This window comes from Actinomadura mexicana (genome assembly GCF_900188105.1).
Taxonomy (GTDB): Bacteria; Actinomycetota; Actinomycetes; order Streptosporangiales; family Streptosporangiaceae; genus Spirillospora; species Spirillospora mexicana.
In genome coordinates this window covers 243,280-268,965 of the sequence record NZ_FZNP01000001.1, presented here as the reverse complement: position 1 = coordinate 268,965, position 25,686 = coordinate 243,280, and the positions used below count along the sequence as shown (strand labels likewise).

Annotated in this window: 19 protein-coding genes, 1 tRNA gene and 1 pseudogene; 11 read left to right on the top strand and 10 right to left on the bottom strand. The window is 70.8% G+C overall.

All coding sequences use genetic code 11. The annotated features are described in order from the left end of the window. Positions 1-1,099 precede the first annotated feature (1,099 nt). A complete protein-coding gene (zwf, locus tag CHC11_RS01160) occupies positions 1,100-2,470 on the bottom strand; it encodes a glucose-6-phosphate dehydrogenase (protein WP_089309669.1) in 1,371 nt (456 codons plus the stop codon). Between the two features lie 992 nt (positions 2,471-3,462). Here zwf and CHC11_RS01155 point away from each other — a divergent pair. Next, on the top strand, positions 3,463-5,784 hold the full coding sequence (locus tag CHC11_RS01155; RefSeq protein ID WP_143226875.1) for a hypothetical protein: 2,322 nt from the start codon (positions 3,463-3,465) through the stop codon (positions 5,782-5,784). A 61-nt stretch (positions 5,785-5,845) separates the two neighbouring features. Further along, positions 5,846-6,064, top strand: coding sequence for a hypothetical protein (locus tag CHC11_RS01150; RefSeq protein ID WP_143226874.1), 219 nt, complete (start codon positions 5,846-5,848; stop codon positions 6,062-6,064). An 82-nt stretch (positions 6,065-6,146) separates the two neighbouring features. Here CHC11_RS01150 and CHC11_RS01145 read toward each other — a convergent pair whose 3' ends face one another. The 4 genes and pseudogenes from CHC11_RS01145 to CHC11_RS01135 all read right to left on the bottom strand — a co-directional run bounded on the left by CHC11_RS01145 (position 6,147) and on the right by CHC11_RS01135 (position 8,867). Continuing rightward, the gene (locus tag CHC11_RS01145) at positions 6,147-7,781 is read right to left on the bottom strand and encodes a caspase family protein (protein WP_089309666.1); all 1,635 of its coding nucleotides are present in this window, start codon (positions 7,779-7,781) and stop codon (positions 6,147-6,149) included. A 21-nt stretch (positions 7,782-7,802) separates the two neighbouring features. Further along, positions 7,803-8,060 (bottom strand): effector-associated constant component EACC1, encoded by a 258-nt coding sequence (locus CHC11_RS01140; protein WP_143226873.1) that lies wholly within the window; start codon positions 8,058-8,060, stop codon positions 7,803-7,805. A 4-nt stretch (positions 8,061-8,064) separates the two neighbouring features. After that, positions 8,065-8,145, bottom strand: a pseudogene (locus tag CHC11_RS43745) (hypothetical protein); the annotation flags it as partial. 648 nt (positions 8,146-8,793) lie between these two features. After that, positions 8,794-8,867 (bottom strand) — tRNA-Arg (locus CHC11_RS01135). A 105-nt stretch (positions 8,868-8,972) separates the two neighbouring features. Between CHC11_RS01135 and CHC11_RS01130 the strand changes: the two genes are divergently transcribed. From CHC11_RS01130 to CHC11_RS01110, 5 genes are read left to right on the top strand one after another with little or no spacing between them, the layout of a single operon-like run. After that, the gene (locus tag CHC11_RS01130; RefSeq protein ID WP_179278627.1) at positions 8,973-9,761 is read left to right on the top strand and encodes a phosphotransferase enzyme family protein; all 789 of its coding nucleotides are present in this window, start codon (positions 8,973-8,975) and stop codon (positions 9,759-9,761) included. After that, positions 9,745-10,641 (top strand): cobalamin biosynthesis protein, encoded by an 897-nt coding sequence (locus CHC11_RS01125; protein ID WP_089309663.1) that lies wholly within the window; start codon positions 9,745-9,747, stop codon positions 10,639-10,641. Before CHC11_RS01130 ends, CHC11_RS01125 begins: the two co-directional genes overlap by 17 nt. Then, entirely contained in the window at positions 10,638-12,149 is a 1,512-nt protein-coding gene (locus CHC11_RS01120; protein ID WP_089309662.1) for a cobyric acid synthase, read from the top strand. The genes CHC11_RS01125 and CHC11_RS01120 overlap by 4 nt, the downstream gene beginning before the upstream one ends. 51 nt (positions 12,150-12,200) lie before the next feature. After that, positions 12,201-12,833 carry a DUF1444 domain-containing protein gene (locus tag CHC11_RS01115; protein ID WP_245918647.1) on the top strand — a complete coding sequence of 211 codons (633 nt, stop codon included), beginning with the start codon at positions 12,201-12,203 and terminating at the stop codon, positions 12,831-12,833. Positions 12,834-12,890: 57 nt separating this feature from the next. Next, positions 12,891-13,529 (top strand): LysE family translocator, encoded by a 639-nt coding sequence (locus CHC11_RS01110; protein ID WP_089309661.1) that lies wholly within the window; start codon positions 12,891-12,893, stop codon positions 13,527-13,529. A 65-nt stretch (positions 13,530-13,594) separates the two neighbouring features. On the opposite strand, the gene CHC11_RS01105 is transcribed toward CHC11_RS01110, so the two are convergent. Beyond that, complete coding sequence (locus tag CHC11_RS01105) at positions 13,595-15,346, bottom strand: serine/threonine-protein kinase (protein ID WP_089309660.1); 1,752 nt, start codon at positions 15,344-15,346, stop codon at positions 13,595-13,597. Between the two features lie 115 nt (positions 15,347-15,461). On the opposite strand from CHC11_RS01105, the gene CHC11_RS01100 reads away from it, so the two are divergent. After that, entirely contained in the window at positions 15,462-16,412 is a 951-nt protein-coding gene (locus CHC11_RS01100; RefSeq protein ID WP_245918646.1) for an alpha/beta hydrolase, read from the top strand. Between the two features lie 12 nt (positions 16,413-16,424). Here the strand turns inward: CHC11_RS01100 and CHC11_RS01095 are convergent, their stop codons facing one another. The 4 genes from CHC11_RS01095 to CHC11_RS01080 all read right to left on the bottom strand — a co-directional run bounded on the left by CHC11_RS01095 (position 16,425) and on the right by CHC11_RS01080 (position 21,341). Then, positions 16,425-18,128: a serine/threonine-protein kinase gene (locus CHC11_RS01095; protein WP_089309659.1), complete on the bottom strand. Its 1,704-nt coding sequence runs from the start codon at positions 18,126-18,128 to the stop codon at positions 16,425-16,427. An 81-nt stretch (positions 18,129-18,209) separates the two neighbouring features. Then, a complete protein-coding gene (locus tag CHC11_RS01090) occupies positions 18,210-19,526 on the bottom strand; it encodes a DUF4389 domain-containing protein (RefSeq protein ID WP_089309658.1) in 1,317 nt (438 codons plus the stop codon). A gap of 73 nt (positions 19,527-19,599) precedes the next feature. Next, positions 19,600-20,562 carry a quinone oxidoreductase family protein gene (locus CHC11_RS01085; RefSeq protein WP_089309657.1) on the bottom strand — a complete coding sequence of 321 codons (963 nt, stop codon included), beginning with the start codon at positions 20,560-20,562 and terminating at the stop codon, positions 19,600-19,602. 86 nt (positions 20,563-20,648) lie between these two features. After that, positions 20,649-21,341, bottom strand: a complete 693-nt coding sequence (locus tag CHC11_RS01080) for a TetR family transcriptional regulator (protein ID WP_179278625.1) — start codon at positions 21,339-21,341, stop codon at positions 20,649-20,651. A gap of 315 nt (positions 21,342-21,656) precedes the next feature. On the opposite strand from CHC11_RS01080, the gene CHC11_RS01075 reads away from it, so the two are divergent. The 3 genes from CHC11_RS01075 to CHC11_RS01065 all read left to right on the top strand — a co-directional run bounded on the left by CHC11_RS01075 (position 21,657) and on the right by CHC11_RS01065 (position 25,679). Next, complete coding sequence (locus CHC11_RS01075) at positions 21,657-21,929, top strand: hypothetical protein (RefSeq protein ID WP_245918645.1); 273 nt, start codon at positions 21,657-21,659, stop codon at positions 21,927-21,929. 110 nt (positions 21,930-22,039) lie between these two features. Continuing rightward, complete coding sequence (locus tag CHC11_RS01070) at positions 22,040-22,315, top strand: DUF6504 family protein (RefSeq protein ID WP_089309654.1); 276 nt, start codon at positions 22,040-22,042, stop codon at positions 22,313-22,315. A gap of 1 nt (position 22,316) precedes the next feature. Next, entirely contained in the window at positions 22,317-25,679 is a 3,363-nt protein-coding gene (locus CHC11_RS01065; protein ID WP_245918644.1) for a DNA polymerase III subunit alpha, read from the top strand. Positions 25,680-25,686: the final 7 nt, after the last annotated feature.

Genomic DNA, 25,686 nt, shown 5'->3' with positions numbered 1-25,686 from the left:
CACCTTCCTTCCCCCGACCCGTCGAGTGGTTGCCACTGCTCGTTCCATGTCTGCTCGTCTGCGTATCTGGGCCTGGCGTGGCGGGGGACCTTGGCAGGGTTCTTGTCCTGGTGCGGCTCGGGGATCAAGGCGGCGTGGTCCAAGAGAGCGGTCAGAGCCTCTGACAAAGACGCCACTACCGCTGTTCGTTCGGCCTCTTCGCGGGCCTCACGGTCGGCTTGCAGTTGCCTCTTCAGCACCTGTTGCGAACCAAAGAAGCTGGCGCTGGCACCGACCAGCGCGCCGATCAGCCCCGAGAGCGGCGAGATCCAGTCGTCTATCCCCTCAGTTTCCAGGCAGTCGGAGGAGGAGTCGGCAGCAACACGCCGGGCGTTAGCGATTCGCTTCGTACTGCTCGATGATGTTGGCGAGGATGCGTCCGCGATCGATTACCTGTCAATTCCCCAAAGCGTGGAGACGGTGTTATGCCACCTCGGCCCTGAGTTGGGTTGTTGACGCCTTCCGTGCTTCTGCCATCTGACGCTCGAAGGCAATCGGAGCGAGCCCGTCGTTGGCGCTGTATCTTCTGCTGGTGTTGTAGAAGTCGGCGATCCAGGTCGCGATCTTGATGCGCGCCTCGGTCCGAGTGGAGAAGCAGTGGCACATCTACAGTGCCGAGTTGCTTTGCGACGTCAGCGCGGAGGAGGCCGCCGTGCGCCAGTGGACACCGACCGGCCATGAACGCCAAGCAGGTGGTGGGCCGACCTTCAGCCGAACCGACTCGCCCGGTTCTGCCTCTCCACCACCGACACGCTGCGCTTAATCTGCCGCCGGTTCGAATCCAGTACGGGATCCGCCCCAGACCGGCGCTCACGGTCGCCCCATCGGGCGCCCGCCTGACGATCCCGTCCCGGTTCACAGTCTTCTGATCGTCTGGATCCGTGGCCGAGGTTCTTCGAGGCGCTGGATTGGGAGAACGGCAACATTTCGGGTGCTGTTTGGCTGGTCGGGGTGAACCGTGCCACGGCGTTTAACTGGGCGCGGGTGAGGGAGGCGGTCTTGCGGCTTTTCTGCATCGTCGTTGTCGCCACCCTCGGGCCCCCATCCAGGCCCGTACGCGTCAGTCGAAGGTGGTGGAGATTTCGTGCCAGCCGCCGGGGACGAAGTTGGTGGCTTCGTCCGGCCCCCAGGTTCCTTTGGCGTAGGGGAGGGGCTGGGTGGGGAGGTCGAGGACGGGCTGGATGATGCGCCAGGATTCTTCGGCCAGGTCGAAGCGGACGAAGCGGCGGGGGTCGCCGGTCATCGCGTCGGTAAGGATGCGCTGGTAGGCCGCTTCCATCGGGCCCAGGACCTTGGTGAAATCCACGCTGAGCGGGACTCGCCGGGTGCTGCCGCGTCCAGGGACCTTGGCGAGCAGGTCGAATGTGACCCCCGCATCGGGCTGGATGCGGAAGCGGATCAGATTGGGCTCTGGGGCGCCGTCGAAGAAGCTGATGGGCGGGGTGCGGAGTTGGGCGACCACTTCCAGATCGGTGGTGCCCAGTGCTTTACCGGAGCGGATGTAGAACGGGACGTCGGCCCAGCGCCAGTTGTTGATGCGCAGGCACAGCGCAGCGTAGGTCTCGGTGGTCGAACCCTCACGGACGCCTTCGGTGGCGAGGTAGCCGTCGTACTGGCCGCGGACGATATCGCCGGGTGCAACGGCCTCGACGGCGCGCAGAACCCGCCATTTCTCGTCGATGAAAGCGCGTGCGTCGGTCGACGGCGGCGTGTCCATGGCCAGGAGTGCGAGGATCTGCAGAAGGTGGTTCTGGACGACATCGCGGATCGTGCCGTTGGCGTCGTAGAACGAGCCGCGGTCGGCGACGTCGAAGTCCTCGGCCATCGTGATCTGCACGTTGTCGACGTAGTGACGGTTCCAGATCGGTTCCAGGAGCATGTTCTCGAACCGGAACATCAGCAGGTCCTCGATCGGCTCCTTGCCGAGGAAGTGGTCGACGCGCCTCAGATGGTCCTCGTCGAAGAACTTCAGCAACTCGGCGTTCAACGCCCGCGCCGACTCCAGGTCGTTGCCGAACGGCTTTTCGACGACCATCCGGGCGTTCCTGTTCAGGTCGACCTTGGCCAGGCCCTCGGCGACCGTCGCGAACAGCGAAGGAGGAACCGCAAGATAGTGAGTGAGGAATCCCGCATCGCCGACCTCGCCACGGATCGCATCGAAGGTGGCGCCGTCGGTGTAGTCACCGGCGACGAGCCGGAGGTTCCCGGCGAACTTCTCGAACGCCGCGTCGTCCACCTTGTCGTGCTTGGCCTCGCAGGCCTCACGGGCCCGACTTCGCAGCCCGGCCAGGTCGAGGTCGGTCTTGGCGACCCCCACGATCGGCTGGTCCAGCACCCCGTCCGCCGTCAGCTGGTACAACGCCGGCAGCAGCATCTTGTACGCCAGATTCCCGGTGATCCCGAACAGCACCATCGCGTCGGCCCGCTCCATCGCCGCCCCCTCTCCTCGGCTCACAGCTTGACGCCTCGGCCATCCGGAGAACAAGCGTCCCACGGGTCGCATAGCGCTCGGTCATGGTCAGAACGCGTCGCCTCGCCTCCATCGATCCCGGTTCGCGTGTCGTTCCGTGCCGATGCCTGCTACTTGTCACGGCCGAGCGCCTCGCCCATTAACGATCATGGTGCACGGGGGTTTGTGTTGGCGGAGGGACCGTGACCACGCGGACCCGCTCAGCGGGGCACGAGCTTGACGGTCGCGCTGCGGACCTGCTCGTTGGTGAGGTGGTCGACGGACGAAGGGCTTCCCGAAGGCGGCATTCGCCTCTCTGTCAACCAAACCGGGGACCTGAGCCCCCCATGCTTCTGATTTGCAGTTTTTTGGAGGTCATCAAGTGGCTCCATGGCCAGAGAAACGCAAGGCGCCAGGTCATAGACCTGATGCTTCAGTGAACGTTTTTCGTGCGCCCAGCAGAACGGGAGTTGATGCCGCGTGAGCGGCTGATCTTGTTGTTCGTAAGCTCGTCGTCGCGTTCGCCCGGTCCGCGGAGTTCTTCCAGCCGGGCTCGTCCCCGCGGTCAGGGAGCGCGCCGGTGTCAGCGCGGGCTGACGCCGCCATCCTTAACCCCCACTTCGCCGATCTCCACCGCACTGCCCATTGACCTGGTCTGGGCCTTTCAGGAAGCCGAAGTCCCATCCACCACAACGAGCACATCGCCGGCGTTGCGTTGCGCACCCGAGCGCGCGTGCAGCGGGCTGGACGGTGGCTAGTCGAGCACAGTACTGATCGGAGCTCGGCCGCTATAGGACTGGCCCTTTGGCCATCGACTGGGCAGAGGACGACGTCCAACTCATCCAGACCATCAGGCTCCTGTCCGATCGATTCGGTCTTCGGCCGACGGTTCGGGGGCGCTCGCCCGATGAGGAGGCAGTCATGAACCGCAAGGAGCGCGGCAGCTCACTGGGTGGGAATCCATGAGGCGATGGTTGCTGGTTCCCGCCTTGGTACTGCTGGCCGGGCTTGTGCTCCCCGTGTGGGCAGTCTTCGTCGAGCCGGCGCCAGGAGTTCCCGGCCTGAACGCTTTCCCCAGCGCCTATCTGGGCGACACGCTCCTCATCCCGGCGACCATACTCGTGATCGTCGGGGTCATCAGATCGCGTGCCCCGGCGTTCAATGAGAGGGCGTTGACGGTGGCCGCCGCGGGGATGGCCGGGGCCGCCGCCGTCGCGGTCCAGGCGATTTGGCTCGGCGACCTCCATCCGCGAGTCAACTGGACCCTTCCCCGCCCCGGTTATTTCACGGCTGCCGGATGGTGGCACGCGGTCTATTTCGTGGTGATGTCCGCTCTGGCCGCCGCGCTGACCGTGCTCGCCATCGCACGCGTTCGCGCTGAGCGACACAGAAGCGGCACGGCGCCCGTGGCCGGGCCGTACGCGCCGGTTCCGTTCATGACGGTCGGTACCTACCTTGTCCTGGTTGTCCATGACAGCACCGCGGCCTCCATTGGGCTGGCCTCGGGAAGCTCGCTGGCGCTCGCCGCAGTCGCCCTGGCGCTGACCGGAGGACTGACGGTCCTGGCACTGGGGCGATCATGGCGAATCCTGCTGCGCCCCGCGCTGGTCGGGCTCGCGGCCGCGGGGGCCGGGTCCGCCTTCGTCGTGGGTCCAGGACCGTACAGCGTACCCGTCATCGTCGCCGTGGCAGCAGCGCTCACCACCGCCGCGCTGGCACTCCTCTTCGATTTGCTGCTGCTAGCGGCGAGCAGTTCGGTGACGCTGGTGGACCGATTGATCGGAGGCCTCACGACGGCGGCTATCTGTGGTGCCGCCTGGGTGTTGCTGTCGCAGGAACTCGCGCGCCATGACGCGGCTGCGACTGCGCAGACCGCCGTCGGTGCCGTTCTTCTGCTCACCGCGCACATGATCGGGTTTCTGGGGCGCGAAGCGAAAGGCGCCTTGATGTTCAACGTTCTGTGCGTCGGGGTCTTCGCCGTTGCCGCCACCGCCGCGTGGTTCGCTGCGGCCCCCGCCACTGTCGCGGCCTGGGCGCCGGGGCTCGCGGTGACCGTCGGTTTCGTGCTGACCGGAGCGACCAAGGGCATGAAGGAATACAGCGAGTTAATCCTCGGCGTCCCCAAGGAGGCCTCCGAGCACAGCGAGCGCCTCACCCCGAACCAGGTCGGGCGGTCGACTCTGGCCTTGGTGCTCATCGGCCTTTTCGCACTCGGGTCGCTGATGGCCACCCTCGCTCTCGCCCTGGCCTCAAACCCGGGGATTGCGCTTCCCGCCTCCGCACCGCTCAGTCGGCACGACTTGGTGGTGTGCGTCGCGGCCATCCTGTGCGTCGTCTTCGCAGTCGCGATCTTCGCCGTTGCGTCAAAGGCCACCGCCCAGGGGCCGCGATGGGCCGTGTGGACCGCGACCGTGGCCGCATCGCTGGCGTTGAGCGCGCTGTTGCTGGCAGACGCCGGGCGGCAAACGGCCACGGCGCTGGTCACGCCGACGGCGTTCGCCGCCGCACTGGTCGCCGCAGCCTGGACCCTGAACAGCCTCGTCAACAACCTCTGGCTGCTTCAGGGACGGGTTTTCGGCCCGCTCGACCTGGTGCCAACGCTAAGCCTGGCGTTGCTGACCAGCAGCACCGTCCTGTGGATCCTGACCGCAGGCACCCGAACCGATGGTGGCAGCCGAGGGCTGGTGCAGGCCCTTCTCCTCGCTCTGGTCGCAGTGTCGTTAATGATCGCCCTAGTCACGTTTTTTGGCGGAGCCGCCGGGCGCGGGCAGCGCCACCTCACGGAACTGCCGCCGTGGAGAAACCTATTCCAGGACGCCCTCATCATCGCCGCGATCGTTCTGATCCTCATCCTCCCCACCGAGTACATGATCAACAATCTAGGGGTGTGGGACGGCCTCAAACTGTCCGTGCCGCCCGCCCTTCTGTTCGCGGCCGGCTGTGGCTGGGTCATGAGCGCGAACCGGAACTGGCCGGAGATCGAGGCGAGGAGGCTCCTGTCCGCGGATGCCGCCTCCCAGGTACTTGAGAGTATGGGCGACCGGTCCTGGCGCAGGTTCAGGCTCGACCTGCGTACCCAGAGGACCTATCGCACCCGGCCCATCCCCAGCGAGCACTCCGAGGAGTTCATCAGAGCGCTCGGCGCGCACACCCGTAACCAGAACCGGATCGCCGCGGTAATGTTCACCGCGCCCCTGATCACCCTGGTGATCGGCATCTGGCTCCTCTTTGACAGTGGCCAGTACAGCCAGATGGCACGTCACCTAGCACGCAGCCTGTCGCCAAGGAGGGTATAGAGCTGCATGGGGGATGGCTGAGGTTCCCCCCGTTGCGTACCTGCCCGGTGGGCATCCCGCCGTGATCCAGGTGCGGGAAGAGCCGCTGATGGAGGGGCTGAACGAGTTCTTCAACCGTGAGATCTTCGGCACCCACCGTCGCGAGCGCTTGCAGGCGCTTCTCGCCCGAATGGACGGCGAGCACGTGGACGAGCATCAGACGCATGTCGCGGCGGCCAAAGCCAAGATCAAGGATCTGGCCCGGCGGCAAGCCCCTGACGAGCACAGGTTCCTGCACTGAAGTCACCTGTCGATGACGCCATAGCAGCGCGGGAGGCATATGCGGCTTAGGGAGTATAAGTGATGGCGCATATTCGCAGAATCTAGAGTTCCTTGTAGTACGACAGGCGCAACTCAACGCCAGTCTGCCGACCGTGCTCGGTGAGCGGCCCTCCGCCTGAGCGTGTGGTCCATACCCAGGGGCGGACATGCGGTGTCGCCTCTTCACCGCGGAAGACCGCTAGCTCGCGCATCAAGGCGTCTCTCGCCACGGCCGCCTGCTCGCGGTCAGTGAAGCGCCGGTCGACCGCGCGCTGGCACCTATCTTGCTCGACCGCTCTCGCAGTGGCCAGGACGTCGTCCCAGCGCTCGCCGGACATATCGATCGGCGGACGGGACGGGGCGCCCGCGCTATAACGGCCGCCACCGTAAGTGAACAGCGCACGAGCAACGTCGTGTCGGCCAGCGCGAAGGACGCTGATCGGGCAGACGTCCAGCCTTCCGGTTTGCTCCAGGTACCTAGGGCCGCCGCCGAAGGTGTCGAAATCGGGAAAAATTTCAGCTTCCTCCAACATGGCGACTATGTGATGGACTCCGCCGATGCGCTCGATCGTCACCTTGTCGAGAACTGTCCAGGGCAGCCAAGATGTGCCGCTCCGCGCGAAAAGTTGAACACCCTGCCGCCCGATTTCCAGCCGCAGCGGCCTCCTGGCCATGCCGAAGAACCCGACGCAAAGCAGCAGCACGATAGTGCTGGCCACGCTGAGCGCGGCTCTCCAGCCGAGCGCGATGTCCGGAAGAAACGAGCTGGCGATCAGGCCGGCTCCGAGCACTCCCCACAACGCCGTGATGATCCAGTAGAGCCGACGATGGGCCTCGAACGACGTGTACTCGTTCTCGACATTGCCACGATCCCGGCGAAACGGATCCCAGGCCGTCTCCAATTGCTCCGACTCCACCGCTTTCGACTTGTGAGAGTGCGGCGTCTCGGCAGCAGGGGGTATTCGGTTCCGGGTGAGCGCAATGAGTTCGGCGGTCCGGGTTGCGCGCTTTTCGGGGGTGGGTAGGCCTTCGGCCTTCATGACGGCGCGTAGCCGTTGATAGAGGGACTCGATGGTGAGAAACTCGGGCCCGTCCTCGATGCCGGTCTCGAGCATGCTGAGGAGCCGTCCGGTGAAGGCCGTGTGCTTCTCACCAGGTAGGGCGAGGGCGACCTGGTCACGCTGGGCGGAGGTGAGCACGTAGGTCCCCTGGACGTCGATCTGTCCAAGCACCGACGTGACAGGATCGGACATCAACTCCGCCAGTACTCGGCCAGAGAAGCAGCAATCCAATATGACGACCTTGCTGGAGGCTGGGCTGTCGAGGATCGCATTGCGAAGTTTCTCGTATTCGAGGGCGTTGAACTCGGGGGAGTCCCACTCGCTGTCAGGCAGAGCGAGGTACAACTCATGGCGCTTTCCGCCAACAAGGCCGTGTCCGGCGTAGTAAACGAGAAGTAGATCCTCGGCTTGCGACATTGACGATCTGAGTGTGCGGCCGAGCCGACGGATGTCGCCCTCGTCAACGACAGTGGTGCAGTTGTCTGCGGGGACGATCCCGTTCCTGGGGTCGGTGAGTACACGGGCCAGGTCCGCCAGTGATTGCCCGACGGCGGGCAAATCTGGCAGGCGCTCATCGGCATAGCGCGTGGTGCCTAGCAGGACGAGACGTGACCGGTCGGGATCGGGCAGCCGCATCGCCTACTCCGGCCGCTCCGCCTAGAGCGCTTCACGGAGGAGGCCTTCGACGTCCTCGCGGGCCACACGCTGTGCGTCGATCTCGATCTTCTGATCCTGCTCGCGCTGGATGACCAGACGGATATCAGATCGGCGTGGCTGGGTCAGCCACACCTTGAGTGAGTCCACGAGAAGGGACACGGCACCGCCCGACCCGAGCGCCACTATCACGGTGTCGACCGCCCGATCCCATCTCGCCAGGGCGCGGTCGTGGCGCGTCCAATCGAACCCGGCCCGCAAGGTCTGGTTCTCCTCTGAGCCAGTCAGCGAGCGATTCGAGCTCCGGCGCACGGTCGCTTCCCGTGATCGAGAATCGCACGTCCATGCATCCTCCATAGTATGGCTAGGGCGCGCTGGAACGCTTCGGCAGGATTTCAGCGCAGTTCTCCAGATGTTTTGGCGACCAGGGTAGTTCACTGAGTCTCTTCCGGCGGCGGACCCGTGGCCGCAGACCAATGCTTGATCGTAAACGGAGTGGCAGCCTCGGGCATCAAAAAATCCCCAGTAGGGCGGTTGGTCTCTCACAACGTCCCTTCCCCGTCAGAGGCTCCACATACTTCCGACCTGGCCCGCCAATCCGCCGTCATCCTCAACGCCCGCACTGAGCCAGACCCGGACGACACGGCAGCGCCGGGCTGTGCCGTCCGGTGGCGGGGCGGCGAGGCGATGACCTGCACGGATTGATCATCAGATTCGCCGCGCAGGTGTCCGCGGCCGAGTCGTTCCGGTGCGGGCGCCGGAGCCACACGGTGACCCGGCCAGCGGTTGGATGGCCGACAACCGCTTGCGTGGCGGCGTTCCAGGTACCGCCGGGTTTATGTGGCCCGAGCGGCGGCTGGACGGGTGATCGCAGCGGGTCGCAGGGGTGGCGGCGACAGGTCGCGACATCCGAGCGAACATCGAGCGAACACGGGGGCGAAGCGGGGCAGTATTTGGGATCTTGGCAGTGGTAAGACTGCAGGTCAGGCTGTTGCGCGCCCGGCAGGATTCGAACCCGCGACCGTCGGATTAGAAGTCCGATGCTCTGTCCAGCTGAGCTACGGGCGCTCGGCGCCCGGCGGGACGCCGGGTCACAGTGTAAGGGTGCACGTCGTCCGTCTCCACCTCCATTACGTCCTTACCGCTGGGGCGGGGGTTCTATCTTGGGGTGCTGTGGCGGTGAACATTGAGGTGCCGCTCTCCGGTGGGGACGTGTCGGAGGGTGTGGTGCGGGTCGGGGAGACGGTGCGGAGGCCGCTGCGCGCGCACAGTCCGGCGGTCCACGGGTTGCTGCGGCATCTGGAGGACGTGGGGTTCGAGGCGCCGCGGGTGCTGGGGGTCGATGAGCTGGGGCGGGAGGTGCTCAGCTGGGTGCCGGGGGAGGTGCCGCATCGGCCGTTGGAGGCGTCCGTCGTCTCGGAGGACGTGCTGCGGGGCGTGGGGCGGCTGCTGAGGCGGTACCACGACGCGGTCGCGTCGTACGAGGCGCCGGTGGGGGCGCCGTGGGACGCGGAGACGTCCAATGTGGACGGGGAGCCCGAGGTCATCGGGCATTGCGACGTGACGCCGGAGAACGTGGTCTTTCGGGGCGGGCGGCCGGTCGCTCTGATCGACTTCGACCTCGCGCGGCCCACCACGCGGGTGTTCGACGTGGTCACCGCGTTGCGGCACTGGGGGCCCATCGAGGATCCGGCCGATCGGGACGCCGTGCTCTACGGGGCGGACGTGGGACGTAGGCTGCGGATCTTCTGTGATGCCTACGGGTTGGACCGGGAGCGGCGGCGGGAGGTGCTGCCGGCGGCGCGGGTGAGGTTCGAGCGGTCCTATCGGGCGATGCGGGGGAGGGCCGAACGCGGTGGGGGATGGGCGCGGATCTGGCAGGGGGGCGCTGGGCCCCGGATACGGCGGGCTCAGGATTGGCTGGAGCGGCACTGGGACGAGCTCGATGCGCGTCTCTGGTGAGGGGCTGGTTCTCGGGGTCGCGCTGGACGCCGTTCTCGGGGATCCGAAGCGGTGGCATCCCGTGGCCGGGTTCGGTCGGGTGGCGTCTGCGGTGGAGCGCCGGGTCTATGGGGATTCGCGCTGGCGGGGCGTTGTCTATGTCGGGGCTCTGGTGGGGGGCGCCGGGGTCGCGGGGGTTGCGCTTGAGCGGGTAAGCCGGCGGCCCGTGGTGCATTGCCTTGTAACTGCCGGGGTTACCTGGGCCGTGCTTGGCGGGACGTCATTGGGGCGTGAAGGGCTCTACATGGCGCAGGTGCTGGAGCGGGGAGATGTGGGGGCGGCCAGGGAGCGGCTTTCGCATCTGTGCGCGCGGGATCCTCGGGGGCTGGACGTTCGCGATCTGAGCCGTGCGGTGGTGGAGTCGGTGGCCGAGAACACGTCGGACGCGTCCATCGCGCCCTTGGTGTGGGGAGCGGTGGCGGGAATCCCGGGGCTGCTCATGTATCGGGCCGTGAACACGCTTGACGCGATGGTCGGGTACCGGAATCCGAGGTACGAGCGGTTCGGGTGGGCGGCGGCGCGGTTGGACGATGTCGCGAACTGGGTCCCGGCGAGGGTCACCGGGGGATTGGTCGCTCTTTGTTCGGGGCGGGAGGCCTGGCGCGTTCTGAGGAGGGACGGGGCGAAGCATCCGAGTCCCAATGCCGGACGGTGCGAGGCCGCTTTCGCCGGGGCGCTCGGGGTGAGGCTGGGCGGTGCCAACGCTTATGGCGGACGGGTCGAGCGGCGGCCGGAGATGGGGGACGGGCGGGCGCCCGAGGTCAGGGACATCCGGAGGGCCGTCCGGCTCTCGGCTGCGGTGACGTTCGCGGCGGCGGCCGTGGTCTGGAGCGTGCGGTGAGCGGGCTTCTGGTGGCGGGGACCACGTCGGACGCGGGGAAGAGCGTCGTCACGGCGGGGCTGTGCCGGTGGCTGGCCCGGCAGGGGGTGAAGGTCGCGCCGTTCAAGGCCCAGAACATGTCGCTGAACTCGATGGTGACGAGCGACGGTGCGGAGATCGGGCGGGCGCAGTACATGCAGGCGCAGGCCGCGGGGGTGGAGCCTGCGGCGCTGATGAATCCGGTGCTGCTCAAGCCGGGAAGCGACCGCAGAAGCCAGGTCGTGGTGCTGGGGAAGCCCGTGGCGGAGGTCGACGCCCTTCAGTACGGGGCGCACAAGGAACGGCTCAAGGGCGTCGTGCTGGAGAGCCTTGAGGAGCTGCGGGCCGAGTACGACGTCGTGGTGTGTGAGGGCGCCGGGAGTCCTGCCGAGATCAACTTGCGGGGCGGCGACATCGTGAACATGGGCCTGGCGCGGGCGGCGAACCTGCCGGTGGTGGTGGTCGGCGACATCGACCGGGGCGGTGTCTTCGCGTCGCTGTACGGCACGGTCGCCCTGCTGGAGCCCGCGGACCAGGCGCTGGTCGCCGGGTTCGTCATCAACAAGTTCCGGGGGGCCGAGGAGTTGCTCGCGCCGGGGCTGGAGCAGCTCGCGATGCTCACAGGGCGGCCGACGCTGGGGGTGCTGCCCTGGAAACTCGGCCTGTACCTCGATTCCGAGGACACCCTGGCAATGGACGCGCCGAGGCCCGACGCGAAAGGGCCCTACGGGAAGGAGACGCTGCGCATCGCCGTCGTCAGATTCCCGCGCATCTCCAATTTCACCGACCTGGACGCTCTGGCCTGCGAGCCCGGCGTCGTCGTCCGGTACGCGGCGAGTGCCGGCGATATGGCCGAGGCCGACCTGGTGGTGCTTCCGGGGACCCGGGCCACGGTCGCCGATCTGGCGTGGCTTCGCGACCGGGGAATGGCCGAGGAGATCCGGAGAAGGGCCGAAGAGGGACGCCCGGTTCTCGGCATCTGCGGCGGTCACCAGATGCTCGCCGAGGAGATCGTGGACGATGTCGAGTCCAAGGACGGGAGAGTGAAGGGGCTCGGCCTTCTTCCCACAAGAGTCGAATTCAAGAAGGAGAAGACCCTCGGGCGGCCCACAGGGAGCGCCTACGGGGAGACCGTGCATGCCTACGAGATACATCACGGCATCGTGACCGTGGAAGGGGAGCCCTTCCTCGACGGATGCCGGAAAGGCGCCGTTTGGGGGACGACCTGGCATGGCGTGATGGAGAACGACGGCTTCCGGAGGGCTTTTCTCGCGGACGTCGCCGGATCGGCGAAACGGGAGTTCGTTCCGGCCCCGGACGTGTCGTTCGGGGCGCTGAGGGAGGCGACCCTGGACGCGCTCGGGGACCTCGTCGAGGAGCACCTGGACACCGGGGCCGTGTGGCGGATCATCGAGCGCGGCGCGCCGGGAGGCCTGCCCGTCGTCCCGCCCGGCGGAGCCCCGGCGCCGCCCTCCGCGGCGGTAAGGTGATCCACCCGTGAAGACAGGCGCACGCAGGCCGAGCACCAGGAGGAACACCCCGTGACCGACCCGCGGTCCAAGCTGATCGTCCCGCTGATGAAGGCGCGGGTGCCGGCCGAGGTCCAGCTGGAGTTCCCGCTCCCGGCGGACGAGGAGCCGATCCGCGACCCGTTCGCCGCCGACCTGTACGTCACCTACGCGCTGGAGATCGCCGACGAGGGCGCCCCCTCCGGCCGCCGCTACGAGCACGTGGCGCGGCGGCACTGCGCCGACCTCGGGGTGGCGCAGAGCGAGCTGCGCCACCACGCGGTGATCAACCTGCGCGACCTGCGTCCCGAGCTGAGCCTCAGCTGGTACCCGGACGTGCGCGCCGTGACGGTGTCGCTGGGCGCGTCCGCGCGGGGCGGGGGCCTGGAGTCGGGCCTGCTGCTGGACGAGGGGTTCCTGGAGAAGCTGGCGCAGGACGTGGACGGCGACCTCGTCGTCGCGGCGCCCGCGCGGGACGTGTTCGTCGCGTCCGGCACCGGTCACCCGGACGGCGTCGACAAGCTCCGCTGGGCGGTCGCGCAGGTGTGGGCCGAGGACCGTGCGGACGACGGCGCCGAACCGGTCTGGGACGTCCCCGCCGGGAGCCTGCTCACGCACAACCTCCTGGTCCGCCGCGGCGGCGCCTGGGACGTCCTCACCACCTGAGCCTCGCCCCGGGAAATCGGGTGGGACGCCATGACCGGAATGCGTACTCTGCGGGGCATGGTGTCGACTCATCAGCTTCTGGCGTTCTCCGCGATGGCGCTGGCGATCATCCTGATCCCCGGGCCGTCCGTCCTGTTCGTCGTCGGCCGCGCGCTGGCGCACGGCCGGCGCACCGCGCTCGCGGGGGTGATCGGCGGGGTGCTCGCCGCCCTGGTGCTGACCTGCGCGGTCGCGGTGGGCATCGGATCGGTCGTGGAACGCTCCGTCGTCGTGTTCACCGCCCTGAAGATCGTGGGCGCGGTCTACATCGTCTACCTCGGGGTGCAGGCCATCCGGCACCGGCGTTCGCTCCAGGAGGCGATCGCCGGGAGCGAGGCGGAGCGCGGCGGGGGACGGGCGCTGCTGCAGGGCTTCTTCGTGGGGATCACCAACCCGAAGACGACCGTGTTCTTCGCGGCCGTCCTGCCGCAGTTCGTGGTGCGCGAGAACGGCCACGTCGAGCTCCAGATGATGGTGTTCGGCGCGATCTTCGCGCTGATCGCGCTCTGCTGCGACAGCGTGTGGGGGATCGCGGCGGGGACGGCCCGCGCCTGGTTCGCCCGCTCGCCGCGCCGCCTCGCGGCGATCGGCGGCACCGGCGGCCTGATGATGATCGGTCTCGGCGTCACCGTCGCGGCGACGGGCCGCAAGGACTGAGCCGGCCCCCTGTCCTCACCGCAGCCGCAGCCACTGGTGACCTGCGCGGATGACGCCGGAGAGGGTCAGACCTCGCAGAGAGCGAAGTCGTCGAAGACGGCCTGCGGCCGTCCGGTGGCGCCCTCGGAGCGGACGACGAGCAGGCCGCTCCGTCCGGGGGCACTGCTCGGCGGGGTGGCGGCGGACGAGGCGACCGGCTCTCCGTTCACCCACATCGCGAGATCGATGTTGCCGTCCTCGCGCTTGACGCAGGCGGCCTGGAGGCGGTTGCCGTCGCGAAGCTTGGAAGCGGTGCCGGTCGTCACGGTCTTCGTCTTCCAGGTGGACAGGCTGGCGATGCGCGCCCGCCCGTCCGAGCGGAGGAGGAACGCGTAGCCGAAGCTTCCGTGGCAGTACACCCCCGCCTCGCCCTCGGCGTTCTTCGGCGTGACCTCGGCCTCGATGAGCTGGGATTCGGGGATCCGGCCCGCCGGTGCGTCGACGGTCGTCCGCGTGGTCGCCGGGAGGACCTGGATCTCGTACTTCCTGTCGCGGTAGGACGCGTCCCCCGCGGGCGTGGCGGCCGTCTTCCAGCCGGAGTCCGCGTCGTTGAACCTGTCGTCGAATATCTTGTCCTTGACCTCCGGCGGTTCGTCGCCGAGGACGGCGGCCGCGCCGGGCCCCGAGGCGTCCGGGGCGTCGTCGCCGCCCGGGAGGTTGAGGGCCCCGATCACGACGGCGACGGCGACGGCGGCGCCGGTCGCGACGATGAGCAGGCCCTGGTTGCGGTGCGGGGACGGCTTCCTCGCCGGAGCCGCCGGCATCTGCGCGCCGACCGGACGCGTCGGCGGCACGGAGTCGACGCTCGTCAGAGGCGCAGGCGCGGCCTTCGGCGCAGAGGCGGGCGTCGGCGCAGGGGCAGGGGCAGGGGCAGGGGCAGGGGCAGGGGCAGGCGTCGGTTCCGGTGCCGGCTCCGGCACGGGCGGCGCGACCGCGGGCGGCGCGACCGCGGGCGGAGCCGCGGGCGGCTCGTCCTCGCCGGTCAGCGCCTGGATCAGCTGCTTCACCGTCGGGCGTTCGGCGGGCTCCTTGGCCAGCGAGCGGGCCACCAGATCGCGGACGGCCGGGTCGAGGCCGTCCAGGTCGGGGTCGGCGGACGTCACCCGGCTGATGACCTCCGGGAGCGTCCCGCCGCCGAACGGGGCGCGCCCGGTGCCCGCGTAGGCGACGACGCAGCCCCAGGAGAACACGTCGGCGGCCGGCGTGATCTCCCGCTCGTGCATCAGCTCGGGGGCGATGTAGGCGGGCGTGCCCACGAACTGGCCGGTCCTGGTCGGACCCTCGGTGGCGTCCAGCGCCCGGGCGATGCCGAAGTCGATCACGCGCGGCCCGGTCGGGGACAGCAGCACGTTGGACGGCTTGAGGTCGCGGTGCACGATCCCGGCGCCGTGGATCGCGCCCAGCGCCGTCGCGATGTTGACGGCGAGGGCCTCCAGGTCGCCGCCGCGCAGCGGACCGTCCGCCTTGACGGCCTCCTCGACCGACGGCCCGTTGACGTACTCGGTCACCACGTACAGCGGGTCGCCGTCGAGGCGGGCGTCCAGGACGGCGGCCGTGCAGAACCGGCTGACCTGCCGCGCGGCCGTCACCTCGCTGCGGAACCGGTCGTGGAACGCCTCGTCGTCGGCCAGCTCCGCGTTGATGACCTTGATCGCGACCCGCCGCCCCGACTCGTCCTCGCCGAGGTAGACGGTGCCCATGCCGCCCCGGCCCAGCCGGGCGGTGAGCACGTACGGGCCGAGCAGCCGCGGGTCTCGGTCGCGGAGGGGCGCCTGCATGGCTCGACTCCCGGGGGGGTGGAGGTGGGCTGTGATCCAGTCTGTCGTACGGTCAGTCTCTTTGACGCCCGATCATGGGGCATCAGTTCACCGGAGAGCGGGAGGAAATGTGGACGTGACGGCGGACGTGCTCGGCCCCGGATACGAGGCGATCGAGCTGCCGATGGGCCGGGACGCCGAGGGCGAGGTCGTGGCGACGCTCGTGCGGCGCCGCGGCGGCGGCGACCCGTCCCGGCGGGCGGTGCTCTACCTGCACGGGTTCGTCGACTACTTCTTCCAGCGGCACCTCGCCGACTTCTACGTCGAGCTCGGCTTCGACTTCTACGCGCTCGACCTGCGCAAGTACGGGCGCTCGCTGCGTCCGCACCAGACCCCGAACTACGTCGAGAGCCTGTCGGACTACTTCCCGGAGATCGACGAGGCGGTGCGGATCGTCCGCGACGTGGACGGGCACGACACGCTCCTGCTGAACGGCCACTCGACCGGCGGCCTGGTCGCCGCCCTGTGGTCCGACAGGGCCAGGGGCAAGGGCCTGGTCGACGGCGTGTTCCTCAACAGCCCGTTCCTGGACATCGCCGAGCCGCTGGTGATGCGCAAGGTCGGCGCGGGGCTGGCGCGGGCGCTGCGTCCCCGGTTCCCCAGGGCGAAGCTGCCCGCGGGCGTGTCCGACCGGTACCCGCGCAGCATCCACCGCGACCACGAGGGCGAGTGGGAGTTCGACCTCTCCTGGAAGCCGCTCGCCGGGTTCCCGGTGCGGGCGGCGTGGCTGGCGGCCGTGCGCCGGGGGCAGCTGCGCCTGCACCGCGGCCTGGACGTCGACGTGCCGGTGCTGGTCATGGCGTCGACGCGCAGCGTCCGGCCGACCCGCAGGGTGCTGGACGTGACGGGGGCCGACGCCGTCCTGGACGTCGAGCACATGGCGAGATGGGCGCCGCGGATCGGACGCCATGTCACGCTCGTGCGGATCGACGGCGGCCTGCACGACCTGGTGCTGTCCGCCGAACCGGCCCGCACGCGGGTCTTCGCGGAGCTGACCCGCTGGACGAACGGCTACCTGCCCGGCTGACCCGCCCCCGGCCTAGCCGAGGATCTTCGACAGGTCGAAGTCGTCGAAGTCGACGATGATCTGCTGCGCGGCGTTGCCGCCCCGCTCGACCCGCAGGCCGGCCTTGCCGTTGCCGAGCGGCTGGTCGGTGTCGGTCGCGTCGATGACCTGGTGGCCGTTCACCCAGAGCCGCAGCCGCACCTGCTTGCCCTCGTCGCCGCTCTCGCAGGCGATCTGGAGCTTGTTGGACTCGCCCTCGGCGAAGCCGGGGACCGAGTCTGGGGCGGCCAGCTCCTTGGTCCCGCGGTCCTTGGTGATCTTGCGGAGCACCGCGCCCTTGCCGTCGTTGCGGATCAGAAGGCTGTACCCGTTCTCGCCGTTGTCGGACGAGCGGCAGGTGAGCCCGAACTCGGCGTCGGGGGACCCCTGGACGACCTTGGCTCCGACCGTGGCCAGCATCGGGTCGGGGGCGAAGTCGTCCTTGGGCACGTCCCGCCCCGTCGAGCCGGTGGTGCCGTAGGACTGGAGCCGGTAGGAACTGTTCGTGTAGGTGTACTGGCCGGTGAAGGTGCCCCAGCCGGAGCTGTCGCTGGAGAAGTCGTCGCTGAAGGTCGTGGCGACGTTGTCGGGCGGGCCGTCCGGACGCAGCGCGAGGAACCCGACGACGGCGAGCACGACCAGGACGGCCACGACGGCGCCGCCGATGATCAGCGGGCGCCGGGGGAGCCCGCCGCCGCTCGGCCGGGCGGCGGGACGCGCGTCCTGGCGGGTGGCGCCGGGCGGCGCGGGCGGCGGGGTCGGCTGCTGGAAGGCGGCCTGGGCCGTCCGCGTCCGGCCGGTGGGCTCGCTCGCGGGCCCGTGCCAGCTCGCCTGGACGGTCTCGGCGAGCCTCGCCGGGTCGGCGTGGCCGTTGCCGACGAGCCGTCCGAGCAGCTCCTGGACGGTCGGCCGCCGGCGCGGGTCCTTGTCGAGCGCGGCGGCGACGACGTCGCGCAGGCCGGGGTCGAGCCCGTCCAGCCTCGGTTCCTCGTGCACGACGCGGTAGAAGATCTCCGGAACCGTGGTGCCCGCGAACGGGGGGCGGCCCGTCCCGGCGTAGGCGACGACGCAGCCCCACGAGAACACGTCGGAGGCCGGGGAGACCGGCTCGCCGCGCAGCAGCTCGGGCGGCAGGTAGTTCGGGGTGCCGACGAACTGGCCGGTGCGGGTGGGGCCGTCCGGGTCGTCGAGGGCGCGGGCGATGCCGAAGTCGATGACGCGGGGGCCGGTGGAGGACAGCAGGACGTTGGCGGGCTTGAGGTCGCGGTGCACGATCCCGGCGCCGTGGATGGCGGCGAGCGCGGTGGCGACGCCGACCGCGAGGCCCTCCAGGTCGGAGCCGGGCAGCGGGCCGCGCTCGGCGACGGCGCTCTCCAGGCTCGGGCCCTCGATGTACTCGGTGACCACCCACAGGGGGTCGGTGTCGAGCTCGGCGTCCATCACGGGCGCGGTGCAGAACCGGCGGACCTGCCGCGCGGCGGTCACCTCGCGCCGGAACCGCTCCCGGAACGTGCCCTCGCCGACGAGCTCCCGGTTGATCATTTTCACGGCGACGCGGCGCCCGGCGCGGTCCTCGCCGAGGTAGACCGTCCCCATGCCGCCCCGGCCGAGCCGCCCTACCAGCCTGTAGGGGCCGAGCTCTCCGGGGTCGTCGGGGCGCAGGGTCTCGCCGTTCTCTCCTGCGTGCGTGGTCATCATGATCCTGAGGGGATTCGGGAGTCTTTGTGGTAGAACCCTAGCGGTCCGCGGTGAATCGGACGCGCGGAGCCGTCACCGCGTTCAATGCGTTCGGCGGGCGCGCGGAAGGGTGCGGAACGGCGGCAGCTTCTCGCCGGTGAGCCCGAACGCGTACGCCACGACCCGGCTGGACCAGCGCTGGCAGCCGACGACCAGCGCGTACAGGGCGCGGGGATACCGGCCGGTGAACGGGATGACCAGCCAGCTGAGCAGCATGACGACCACCAGGGCCCCGTACATGAGCAGCATCACGGCCAGGTGCGGGACCACCAGCAGGCCCCTGAGCAGGGTGAACCAGCGCCGCGGGCCGCGCCAGGCGGCGGGGAACGGCAGGTCGACGAGGACGGTGTCCTCGCCCGGACCGGGCTCGCGCGCCGCGACGGCCGCGGGCGCGGCCTCCGGCGCGGGCCTCGGCGCCGGAACCTCGACGGCCGCCGGCCGCTCGCCGCCGGGATCGGAGGCGGCGGCCGGCTCCGCGGCCGGATCCGGTCCCCGCCACGACGCCGAGATCGTCTCCACGGCCTGGGTGAGGTCGGCCTTCTCCTGCCCGACGAGCAGGGTGAGCAGCCGCCGCGCCGTCGGACGGTCGCGCGGGTCCTTGCCGAGCGCGGCGGCGACGACGTCGCGCAGCCTCGGGTCCAGGCCGGCGAGGTCGGGCTCCTCGTGCTCGATGCGGCGGAACGTCTCGGCGACGGTGCCGCCCTGGAACGGGGCGCGGCCCGTCCCGGCGTAGGCGACGACGCAGCCCCACGAGAACACGTCCGACGCCTGCTCGACCGGCTCGCCCCGCAGCACCTCGGGCGCGATGTAGGACGGCGTCCCGACGAACTGGCCGGTGCGGGTGGGCCCGTCGGGGGCGTCGAGGGCGCGGGCGATGCCGAAGTCGATGACGCGGGGGCCGGTGGAGGACAGCAGGACGTTGGCGGGCTTGAGGTCGCGGTGCACGATCCCGGCGCCGTGGATGGCGGCGAGCGCGGTGGCGACGCCGACCGCGAGGCCCTCCAGGTCGGAGCCGGGCAGGGGCCCCTTGTCCCGGACGGCCTTCTCCAGGCTCGGCCCGTCGATGTACTCGGTGACGATGTACGGCGGGTCCTGGTCGAGCTCGGCGTCGATCACGGGCGCGGTGCAGAACCGGTGGACGCGCCGCGCGGCGTTCACCTCGCGCCGGAACCGGGCGAGGAACGCCGGCTCCCCGGCCAGCTCGCGGTTGACGACCTTCACCGCGACCCGCCGGCCGTCGGGCTCGGCGGCCAGGTAGACCGTCCCCATGCCGCCGCGCCCGAGGCGCCCGAGCAGGCGGTACGGGCCGAGGACGCGGGGTTCGTCGTGCTCCAGCGGTCCGGCGGCGTACGTCGTCATGGGGGGGCGGCGCTCCTTGGAAGATCGTCTGTCCGGGCCAGCCTAGGGGAGGCGGCGGCGCCGGGCGGGACGGTCAGGGGATCAGCAGGAGCTTGCCGGTGGTGCGCCTCGCCTCCAGATCGGCGTGCGCGGCGGCGGCCTCGGCGAGGTCGTGGCGGCGGCCGACATGGACCTTCACGGCCCCGGACTCCACCCAGGCGTGGACGTCGGCCGCGCGCTCCAGCAGTTCCGCGCGCGTCGCGACGTAGTGGCCGAGGGACGGCCGGGTCAGGAACACCGACCCGGCCCGGTTGAGGCGCTGCGGGTCGAACGGCGGGACCGGGCCGCCTGCCGCCCCGTACAGGGCCAGGGTGCCGCGCCGCCGGAGGCTCGCCAGGCTCCCGTCGAACGTGGGCGCCCCGACACCGTCGTACACCGCCGCGACGCCCTCGCCGCCCGTCAGCTCCCGCACCCGCTCGGGGAACCCGTCATAGCCCATCGTGGCGTCCGCGCCCGCGTCCTTCGCCAGCTTCTCCTTCTCCGGGGTGGACGCCGTCGCGATCACCCGGGCGCCGAGGGACGCGGCCGCCTGCGTGAGCAGCAGCCCCATCCCGCCCGCGGCCGCGTGCACGAGGACGGTGTCGCCCTCCCGGACCGGATACGTCGACCTCGTCAGGTAGTGCGCGGTCATGCCCTGGAGCAGGGACGCCGCCGCGTCCTCCAGGCTCACCCCGCCGGGGACGGGGACGACCTTGTCCGCGGGGACCACGGCCTTCTCCGCGTAGCCGCCCTGCACGTTCGCCCACGCGACGCGGTCGCCCACCGAGAACTCCCGGACGCCCTCGCCGACCGCGGCGACCGTCCCGGCCGCCTCGACGCCCGGCGTGTAGGGGGTCTCCTGCGGGTAGGCGCCCGTCCGGTAGTACACGTCGATGAAGTTGACCCCGGCCGCCGCGACGTCGATCAGCACCTCGCCCGGCCCGGGCTCCGGGGCCGGGCGCTCGGACGCCTCCAGCACCTCCGGGCCGCCGGTGCGGGTGATGACGATCGCGCGCATGTCGTTCTCCTGACGGTCGGTTCGCGTGGTCGCTTCGGGAGAACCCGGCCTCCCGGCGGGGTATTCCACTCCACCGGCGGGACCGCTCACACCCAGTCGCGCATGGTCCGGCCGACGAGCGTCACGGCCTCCTCCACGCGGGCGGCGACCGTCCCGGGGTCCCAGATGTCGTGGCGGGCGCAGTCCTCGAACGCGACCTTGGTCGCGGCCAGGTAGAACGACACGACGATCCGCGGCCGCAGGTCCTGCTCCATGTCGACGCCCTCGCGGCGCGCGATCTCGGTGGCGAGCGCCTCCGCCGACGCCGAGTACCGCGCCATCTGCGCCGCCATAAGCGACGGCGTCGCCTCGATCACCTGCCGGACGCGGCGGAACCGGGCGCTGTCGGCCGGATCACTCGCGGCGATCGTGCGCAGCACGACGCGCAGCGACTCGAACAGCGCGGTGAACGGACGCTCCTCGGGCGGGCGGGCCGCGAGGGCCTCCTCCAGCACCTGGTCGTGCTCGGCGAGGAAGCTCGTGACCACGTCCTCCTTGGTGCCGAAGTAGCGGAAGAAGGTGCGCTGCGACACCTCCACCGCCGCCACGATCTCGTCGATCGTCGTCGCCTCGTACCCCTGGGCGAGGAACAGGTCCAGGGCCGCGTCGATGAGCGCGAGGCGGGTCCGCTGCTTCTTGCGCTCGCGGAGCCCGGCCAGGGCGTGGTCCTGCTCGGGACCGTGCCCGTGGACGCGGTGGTGTGTGTGGCCTGACGGGTCGCCGGCGGGGACGGCGCTCATCGGCTCGCTCCTTCTTTTTTGGGTGACGCGGGCGATGCCCGCCTCACAGAGGCTTTTATCACGGACGGAGCCTCCGTATGCCGGCCAGGTTCCGGGGACCGGAAACCTCTCGCGCGGTGATTGGCGCATATCCGGACGGTGCGTTACACCGCTTCTGTGGACCATCCCCTGGCGGGCGGGGTAGACCCCTCCCCACTCTTGGGATTCTCCCCGCACGGCCGCCGGATCGGGGTCATGCTGAGGGCCGGTCACCAACCGCCGCCGGAGGATCGCTCATGGTCATGAAGGCGGCTCGGACCTGCTGAGGCGGCTGATGTGTCTGTAGTCGGTGGGCGGGAGATCGCCGAGATGCGCCGGCGTCACCTCGCGGCGCTCGCGCACGAGGTCGAGGCCCGGGGCCTGGCCTGGCGGTTCGCCGGGCCCGGGGAGTCCCTGCTGGCCGTCTACGTGCCGGGCACGGGGCGCCATGTGATCGTCCTCGCCACCCCGTGCGGTGACGGCTGGTTCTACCTGTGGCCCGCCGGCGGCATGGCCGACGCCGCCCGGCCCGCCGAGGTCGCCGACCGCATCCGCGCACTTCTCGGCTGACCCGCCTTGCTCCCCGGCCCCGGGGTTCCCTAGACTCGACTCCGAACGTTTGTTCGAGAACGAGGTCCGCATGCTCCTTCCCCCGTGCGGCGAGCGCGAGGGGGAGGCAGATGACGCGCGTGTTCGGCGATCCGGTGGACGTCTGGGTGAGCGACGGCCGTCCGGTCCGGTTCGTCTGGCGTGGCCGGCTCTACACCGTCCGGCGGGTGCTGGAGCACTGGGTCACGACCCGCGACTGGTGGCGGGAGCGGCATCCGGACGGCGAGGCCACCGGCGAGCGGGAGTTCTGGCGGATCGAGGCGACCCCGGACCGGGAGATCGGCGTCTACGAGCTGCGTTATGACGTGGCCGCCGACAGTTGGCTGCTATCCCGGGTATGGGACTGACGTGCATATTCATGTCGCTTCGTCCTATTCGCTCCGGTTCGGCGTCGCGCCGCCCGCGGCGCTGGCGGAGCGCGCGGCGGTCCTCGGCATGGAGACGCTGGCGCTGACCGACCGCGACGGCCTGTACGGCGCCGTCCGGCACGTCCGGGCCTGCGCGGAAGCGGGGATCGGCGCCGTCGTCGGAGCCGACCTCCGCGTCGCCTCCACCGGGGAGGAGCGCGTCGTCGTCCTCGCCGAGGGGCGCGCCGGATGGCGGTCGCTGTGCCGGCTGGTGACGGCGGCGCACGCGGCGGGCGAGCGCGGCCGCCCGCTGGTGACCAGGGAGATGGTCGGCGCGCACGCCGACGGTCTCATCGTCCTGCTCGGCCCGGCGTCGGACGTCGGGCGGGCCCTCACCGGGCGGCGCCCCGACGTGGCGGCGGCCCGGCTGGCGGCGTGGCGCGCCACCGCCGAGACCGTGGTCGAGATCGTCGACCACCGCGACAGGGGCGACGGGCCGCGGGCGGCGCGGATGCTCGCGCTCGCCCGCGAGGCCGGGGTGCCCGCCGTGCTGGGCAACGCCGTCCGCTACCTGGACCCGTCCGACCACCCGGTCGCGCAGGTACTGGACGTGACGCGCCGCCAGGTCCCGCTCGACCGGCGGCACCTGGACGACCGCACCGGCCAGGCGTACCTGAAGTCGGTCCCCGAGATGCGGCGGGTCGCCGAGGCGACCTGCGGCCCGGACGAGGCGGACGCCCTGCTCGCGGCCACCCGGCGGCTGTCGGAGCGCTGCGTCCTCGATCCCGGCCGCGACCTCGGCATGGACGAGGTCCACCTGCCGGCCGTCGGAGGAGACCCGCACGCCCGGCTCGCCGCCCGGTGCGCGGAGGGGATGGCGCGGCGCGGGCTCGACGGGTCGCGGGAGGCCGCGGCCCGGCTCGACCGGGAACTCGGCGTGATCGGGCGCAAGGGCCTGGCGCCGTACTTCCTCACGGTCGCCGACGCCGCCGCGCTGATCAGGGCGCGCGGCATCCGCTGCGCGATCCGCGGCTCGGGCGCGGGCAGCCTGGTCAACTACCTGATCGGCATCGGCGACCTGGACCCGCTGCGGCACGACCTGGTGATGGAGCGGTTCCTCGCCGACAGCCGCGAGGGCCTGCCCGACATCGACCTGGACGTGGAGTCGGCCCGCCGGCCGGAGGCCTACCGGGCGCTGTTCGACCGGTTCGGCGCGGACGCCACGGCGTGCGTGTCGATGATGGAGACCTACCGGGCGCGCAGCGCGCTGCGCGACGTCGGCAACGCCGTCGGGCTCCCGCCGCACGAGATCGACGCGATCGCCAAGGCGTTCCCGCAGATCCGGGCGAACCAGATCCGCACGGCCCTGGCCGACCTGCCCGAGCTGCGGCAGAGCAACCTGGCGGCGGGCCGCCTGGAGGTGCTGTTCCGGATCGCCGAGCGCCTGGACGGGCTGCCCCGCCACATCGCCATGCACCCGTGCGGCGTCCTGCTGTCGAACCCGGGCCTGCGGGACCGGACACCGGTCGAGCCCGCCGCGGCGGGGTTCCCGATGAGCCAGTTCGACAAGGACGACGTCGAGGCGATGGGGCTGCTCAAGCTCGACGTCATCGGCGTCCGGATGCAGTCGGCGATGGCGCACACGGTGGCGGAGGTCGCCCGGGTGACGGGGGAGACGGTCGCCCTGGAGGACGTCCCGCGCGACGACCCCGCGACGTTCGCGCTGGTGCGCACGTCCCGGACGCTCGGCTGCTTCCAGATCGAGTCGCCCGGCCAGCGGGAGCTGATCGGCCGGCTCCAGCCCCGCGACCTGGACGACCTGGTGATCGACATCTCGCTGTTCCGCCCCGGCCCGGTCAACTCCGACATGGTGACGCCGTTCCTGGAGGCCCGCGCCGGGAACCGGGAGCCCGCCTACCCGCATCCCGACCTCGAACCCGTGCTGCGGGAGAGCCTCGGCGTGATCGTCTTCCACGAGCAGGTGCTGCGCGTCATCGACGTGATGACCGGTTGCGGCCTGTCCAGGGCGGAGGCGGCGCGGCGGAGCCTGAACCACGAGCGGGGCCAGGCCGTGGTCGGCGCCTGGTTCCGGGAGCGGGCGCTGGCGCGCGGCTACGACGGGGCGGCGGTCGAGCGCGTGTGGCGGATGCTGACCGCGTTCGGCGCGTTCGGCTTCTGCAAAGCCCACGCCGCGTCGTTCGCGCTGCCCACCTACCAGTCGGCCTGGCTGAAACAGCACCACACGGCCGCCTTCTACGCCGGCGTCCTCACCCACGACCCCGGCATGTACCCCAAGAGGGTCATCCTCGACGACGCCCGGCACTTCGGCGTCCCGATCCTCCCGCTGGACGTCGACCGCTCGGACGCGCAGTGGCGCGCCGAGCCCGTCCCGGCGGGCGGCCCGGCCGGGATCCGGGTCGCGCTGAGCGAGGTCAGGGGCATCTCCGACGACGAGATCGCCAGGATCACCGAGGCCCGGCCGTACCGGTCGCTGACCGACTTCTGGCGCCGCGCCCGGGTGTCGCGGCCGATCGCCGAGCGGCTCGTCCTGGCGGGCGCGTTCGACGCCCTCCACGACGGCGTCCCGCGCCGTGACCTGCTGTGCCGCGTCGGCGCCCTCGACCGGGTCACCGCCCGTCCCGCGCGCGTCCCGGAGGGCCAGCTCCCCCTCGGCCGCGAGGACGGCGACGGGTTCCCGGCCGGCGTGGAGACCGGCCTGGCGGAGGAGATCCCGGCGGGCGGGCTGCCGCCGATGACGCCCGCCGAGGTGGTCGAGGCCGAGCTGGACATCCTGGGCATGGACGTGAGCCGGCACGTCATGACCTTCTACGCCGGGCTGCTCGCCGCGCTCGGCGTCGTCCGCGCCGCCGACCTGCCGGGACGCCCGGACAGGAGCGAGGTGCTGGTCGCCGGGGTCAAGGTGGCGACGCAGACCCCGGCGGTCAGGTCCGGGCAGCGCGTCATCTTCGCCACGCTGGACGACGCGACCGGCCCGGTCGACCTCGCGTTCTTCGAGTCGGTGCAGGACAGGTGCGCCGCCACCGTGTTCGGCTCGTGGCTGCTCGTCGCCCGGGGGCGGCTCCGCCGCGCCGGGGACCGCGCCGTCTCGATCACCGCGAACGCCTGCTGGGACCTGAACGTGCTGCACGAGGAGTGGCGCCGCGGCGGCCCGGACGCCGTCCGCGCGGCCATGGCGGCCCCGTCCGGCCGGAGCCGCCCGGTGGGCCGCCGCATCGTCCAGCCCACAGGCTTCGCGATGTCGCCGTACTCCGACATCGGCCACGCGGGCCCGGCCGTCAAGCGCCCGCCGAGAACCCCCCTCTGGCACACCAGCCGGGGGAGCTCCGGCCCTCCTCCCGCCTGACCCGCCG